The sequence below is a fragment of the Pseudoalteromonas sp. SIMBA_162 genome, from assembly GCF_046535955.1.
Lineage (GTDB): Bacteria > Pseudomonadota > Gammaproteobacteria > Enterobacterales > Alteromonadaceae > Pseudoalteromonas > Pseudoalteromonas marina.
The window spans coordinates 1-5,839 of sequence record NZ_JAWJBQ010000042.1; the positions used below are offsets into that span (position 1 = coordinate 1).

Consider the following 5,839-nt stretch of genomic DNA (forward strand, 5'->3'; position numbering starts at 1 on the left):
TGATAATAATGTTTTATTCACTTTATCAACTAGGTGCAAAGCCTAAGCTACAAAACAATTTCTACCACCGAGAACACAGGGGCGCAGCGCGCTTCACTGAGAAGAGCGTAATACAATATATATGTTTTAGAATTACTTCTCCTGTACTGCTCCTTGTCTTATCTGTGGTGATAATAATGTTTTATTCACTTTATCAACTAGGTGCAAAGCCTAAGCTACAAAACAATTTTTACCACCGAGAGCACCGAGGCGCTGCGCGCTACACAGAGAAGAGCTTAATACAATGAATTGGTTTTAAAATCACTTCTCCTGCACTGCTCCTTGTCTTCTCTGTGGTGCATAAATCACTTTTTGTTGTATTTCTTAATGGAGTTTAATTACCACCGAGAACACTGGGGCGCAGCGCGCTTCACTGAGAAGAGCGTAATACAATATGTATGTTTTATAATTACTTCTCCTGTACTGCTCCTTGTCTTCTCTGTGGTGAATAAGTCACTTTTGTAAATAACGCCCATCAATACAAACCTTAATGACTATTCTGATAACTGCCGCCAACTTAAATGGAAAACTAACACCTGTAACTACCATCTAATACCTAGAAACTTCAACCTTATAACTAGCAACTTAAAACCACTATGTATTAACGCTTTTTCTTTCTTACTAACGTATTTATTGCTAACCTCGCATTAACGTATTTACTTACTTTAAAAATTGGCTAACGGAATAATTATGCTCAAAAAAACATCGCTACTTATAGCATTAGCATTAAGCACAAACGCTTTAGCTAAAGGAGGCGTGTCTCCCTATTTACCTTTAAACCAAGCACCAGAGTTAGAGCATAATGTAGAGCGCCTTTTAGCAGTAAGTAAAAATACGCACATTATGAGCAAGCCTTATAAAGCGCACGACATATATAACGTATTGCAAACCATAAGGCATAGTTATCCAGAGCTTTACCAAACTTTGTCGTACCAAATAAGCCCATATATTCAAAGCGATGCAGGTACATTTGCTAAAGCGACCCTTGCTACCGGTACAAAAAACAAAACACTGCCAAACCAACGTGGGCAAACCACTAAAACCAACTTAATTGTTGAAGGTGGCGCTTACGCTAACTTTGGCCGTTACTTTGGTGTAAGTGTGGCAAGCATTGCAAACGAAGACGAAATACTTCCAACACAAAGCTTTATTTACCTAGGTTATAAATACGCCCAACTCGATATAGGCTACCGTGAACACTGGTATTCACCTTTTAACGACAGCGCCATGCTATTAAGTACACACGCTAAAACAACACCGTCAATTACCATAAGTAATGTTGAGCCAATAACCAGCTTTAATATTCGATACGACATGTTTATTAGTAAAATGACCGAGCAGCGTGGAATTTTAGAAGGGACAAAACAGAAAGGAGTTACTCGTGAATACAAACCAGGTAAACCTTATTTATTTGGCCTTCATACCAGCTTTGCTGCTACCGACAATCTAACCATTGGCTTAAGTCGCTTAATGCAATTTGGTGGTGGCCCGCGCAGCGTTACATTGAAAGATTTTGCCGAAGGTTTTTTTGACCCTGGCGGAAAAGATAATATAACTCGTGCCGATGCCGAAGAGGTTGATGCAAATTTCGAACTGGGCGACCAATTAGGCTCAATCACGTTTGAATACAATAACAGCCTATTTGATTTGCCGTATGAGCTTTATGGTGAAGTTGCGCTTGAAGATACACTGGGTGGCGGCTCTCGCAATAACGCATACAGCTTCGGGCTTTATTTACCATTTATTGCAAACAACCACAGCCTACGTTTTGAACATAGTAATTTACAAAAAAGCTGGTATGCAAATAGTATATACCAAGACGGAAATCGTAATTCAGGCAATGTTATTGGCCACTGGGCTGGCGACGAGCACGATTATACCGACTATACCCCAGCTAAATCGATGAGTGTTAATTGGCATTGGCAGCTTAGCGCTAAAGAAAGCTTAAATACAACGTTACGTGGCCTTACAAACAAACGTGATGGTTACGAAACCAGTTATGAACTACAAACAGCCTATACGCGTAAACTAAACAAACCTGTTTGGGGTGCTAAAAGCCTAGGCGCTGAGCTTTACCTAGGTAAAGATGTTTATGGCGAAGCATTTTCGAGAATCGCCCTCTCAGCTAACTTTTAAATTCGAAAGCGCGAATCTATTTCGCGCCTACGTTAAAATAACTCTTAAAATAAATTACCACCAAGCGTAACGATTAGCTGCGCACTAAACTGAGAAGAACGTAATAAAACGAATTGGTCTTAAAATTACTTCTCTTGCACTGCTCCTTGCCTTCGCTGTGGTGATAATAATGTTTTATTTACTTTAATAATTCAGTTAAACGCCTAAATACAAAAAAAACTGACCACCGAGAACACCGAGGCGCTGCGCGCTACACTGAGAAGAGCGTAATAAAATGAATTGGTCTTAAAATCAGCTCTCCTGCACTGCGCCTTGTCTTCTCTGTGGTGGTAATAATGTTTTATTCACTTGATAAAACCTAACCACAAAACAGTTTTAACCACAGAGAGCACCGAGGCGCTGCGCGCTACACTGAGGAAACATACTATTTTTAGCATCTCCTCCTTTACTTCTCTTTGTCTTCTCTGTGGTGGTAATAATGTTTTATTCACTTTATCATTTAAGTAAAAAATTTAACCGCAAGACAATTTTGACCACCGAGAACACAGAGGCGCTACGCGCTACACTGAGGAAACATACTATTTTTTAGCATCTCCTCCTTTACTTCTCTTTGTCTTCTCTGTGGTGATAATCGTGTTTTATTCACTTTATCGTTTAGGTTAAAAATATAACCGTAAGAAAATTTTGACCACCGAGAACACCGAGGCGCTGCGCGCTACACTGAGAAAACATACTATTTTTTAGTATCTTCTCCTGTACTTCTCTTTGTCTTCTCTGTGGTGATAATCGTGTTTTATTCACTTTATCATTTAGGTTAAAAATATAACCGTAAGACAATTTTGACCACCGAGAACACCGAGGCGCTTCGCGCTACACTGAGGGAACATACTATTTTTTAGTACCTTCTCCTGTACTTCTCATTATCTTCTCTGTGGTGATAATAGTGTTTTATTCACTTTATCATTTAAGTAAAAAATTTAACCGCAAGACAATTTTGACTACTGAGAACACAGAGGTGTTACGCGCTAAATAGAGAAGAGCTTATTACAATAAATTGGCCTTAAAATCACTTTTCCTGCACTGCTCCTTGTCCTCTCTGTGGTAATAATCGTGTTTTATTCACTTTATCATTTAGGTAAAAAATTTAATTGCAAAACACCGCTATCGGCAATTTAATTAGTGTTAATTATTCGTTTTATGGTAAGTTTTACGTAGGAGTACTACAAAACAAGGAAAGTAATATGAAATGCCCTGAAATTAGCGACTTAGAATTCTCTGAACGCGGTAAGTTAGCAATAAAAGAAATAAGGCGGATAAAGCAGGTAAATCAATGGCTAAATGCAGCTATTGTAGGTGGTACATTTGCTAATATTTTTGCAGGCAACGGACTTATCAAAAGCCATTACAACCTTACTCAAACTGATTTTGATTATTTTAACTCTGCACTAAAAGCATCACCCAGTATCGCCAGAAAAACAATAGAAACTATATCAGGTCTTCAAGCTATTAAAGCTAAAAGCAGTAAAGAAAGGCAATTTTGGAAAGCGGTATATAGAGGCTGTGAGGCTGCAAAATGAAAAAACTTATTACTTTAATTTTAACACTTACAGTTTTTTTTCCATTGTTAGCAGATACACCAGAAAGAACACTTAACGATTATCTGGCTGCTGAATATAATAATGCTATTAAAGCTTACGAATCTAAACTAGAAGCATGTCAGGCATCAGAAGTCGTTGTAACTCCTAATGATATAAAACATATTACAGATGATTGGAACATACTAAGCAGCGCAATAGCTTACCATTACGCAAAAACTCAAGATCTATGCACGCATAATGAGTTAGTAAAATTCACAGTATTATCTGCAAAATTACAAGCCTTAGATGATACTCATAAACCTATCTTTGAAAACTATAATAAGTTAATTATGGCAATACCTTTAGCCTATGAGCGAACTAAAATTGACTACTTTGTTTTACCTAAAAATCTAAGAGAGCAGTTTTTAAAAATAGAAAAACTAAACAAGCCGTTTAATTTAATGAAAACAATGGAAAGTTTTGAATAAAACAAAGATTATTTTTAGTTGATTATATCGACGAATAATAGCGGCAGTTATAGTTTTTTTAATAACTGCCAAATCACACCGATTAATTAAACCTGTCTTTAAAACCGCTGGCCACCAAGCGTACCTCAACGCATTTATGTAGGCGCTTTGCTTGCTAGCGCGTTTAATTTACTTATAGTTTCGTTAACAACCTTTTGCGTGAGCAAGCTTCACGCCTTGTGGAAATAACTCTAAAATAATTACCACCGAGAGCACCGAAGCGCTGCGCGCTACACTGAGAGGTCCGTAATACAATGCATTGGTTTTTAAATGGCTTCTCCTTTACTGCTCCTTGCCTTCTCTGTGGTGATAATAATGTTTTATTTACTTTATAAATCAAGTACAAAGCTTAAACATAAAACAATTTCTACCACCGAGGGCGCCGAGGCGCTGCGCGCTACACTGAGTAGAGCTTAATACAATGAATTGGTTTTAAAATCACTTCTCCTGCACTGCTCCTTGTCTTCTCTGTGGTGATAATAGTGTTTTATTCACTTTATCGTTTAGGTTAAAAATATAACCGCAAGACAGTTTTGACCACCGAGAACACCGAGGCGCTTCGCGCTACACTGAGGGAGCATACTATTTTTTAGCATCTCCTCCTTTACTTCTCTTTGTCTTCTCTGTGGTGAGAATCGTGTTTTATTCACTTTATCATTTAGGTAAAAAATTTAACCGCAAGACAATTTTGACCACCGAGAACACCGAGGTGCTGCGCGCTACACTGAGTAGAGTTTAATACAATGCATTGGTTTTTAAATGGCTTCTCCTTTACTTCTCTTTGTCTTCTCTGTGGTGATAATAGTTTTTTATTCACTTTATCATTTAGGCAAAAAATTTAACCGCAAAACAATTTCTACCACCGAGGCGCTGCGCGCTTCACTGAGAAGACCGTAATACAATATATATGGTTTAAAATCAGCTCTCCTGCACTGCTCCTTGCCTTCTCTGTGGTGATAATAATGTTTTATTTACTTTATAAATCAAGTACAAAGCTTGCCTAAAAAACAATTTCTACCACCGAGAGCACCGAGGCGCTGCGCGCTACACAGAGAAGAGCTTAATACAATGAATTGGTTTTAAAATCACTTCTCCTGCACTGCTCCTTGTCTTCTCTGTGGTGCATAAATCACTTTTTGTTGTATTTCTTAATGGAGTTTAATTACCACCGAGAGCACCGAGGCGCTGCGCGCTAAACTGAGGAAACATACTATTTTTTAGTACCCTCTCCTGTACTTCTCATTGTCTTCTCTGTGGTGATAATAGTGTTTATTCACTTTATCAGCCAAACACAAAGCTTGCCTAAAAAACAATTTCTACCACCGAGGGCACCGAGGCGCTGCGCGCTACACTGAGGAAACATACTATTTTTTAGCATCTTCTCCTTTACTTCTCATTGTCTTCTCTGTGGTGATAATAATGTTTTATTTACTTTATAAATCAAGTACAAAGCTTAACCATAAAACAATTTCCACCACCGAGCGCACCGAGGCGCTGCGCGCTACACAGAGGAAATATACTATTTTCTCCTGCACTGCTCCTTGTCTTCTCTGTGGTGAT

The 5,839-nt window shown here is 38.3% G+C and carries 3 protein-coding genes; all 3 read left to right on the plus strand.

All coding sequences use genetic code 11. From position 1 onward, the window contains the following. Nucleotides 1-729: 729 nt before the first annotated feature. The 3 genes from R0J88_RS18550 (at nt 730) to R0J88_RS18560 (ending at nt 4,240) form a co-directional block, all read left to right on the plus strand. Nucleotides 730-2,175: a capsule assembly Wzi family protein gene (locus R0J88_RS18550; RefSeq protein WP_410900675.1), complete on the plus strand. Its 1,446-nt coding sequence runs from the start codon at nt 730-732 to the stop codon at nt 2,173-2,175. Nucleotides 2,176-3,416: 1,241 nt separating this feature from the next. After that, nucleotides 3,417-3,752 (plus strand): hypothetical protein, encoded by a 336-nt coding sequence (locus R0J88_RS18555; protein ID WP_410900676.1) that lies wholly within the window; start codon nt 3,417-3,419, stop codon nt 3,750-3,752. Beyond that, the gene (locus tag R0J88_RS18560) at nt 3,749-4,240 is read left to right on the plus strand and encodes a hypothetical protein (RefSeq protein ID WP_410900677.1); all 492 of its coding nucleotides are present in this window, start codon (nt 3,749-3,751) and stop codon (nt 4,238-4,240) included. The genes R0J88_RS18555 and R0J88_RS18560 overlap by 4 nt, the downstream gene beginning before the upstream one ends. Nucleotides 4,241-5,839 lie beyond the last annotated feature (1,599 nt).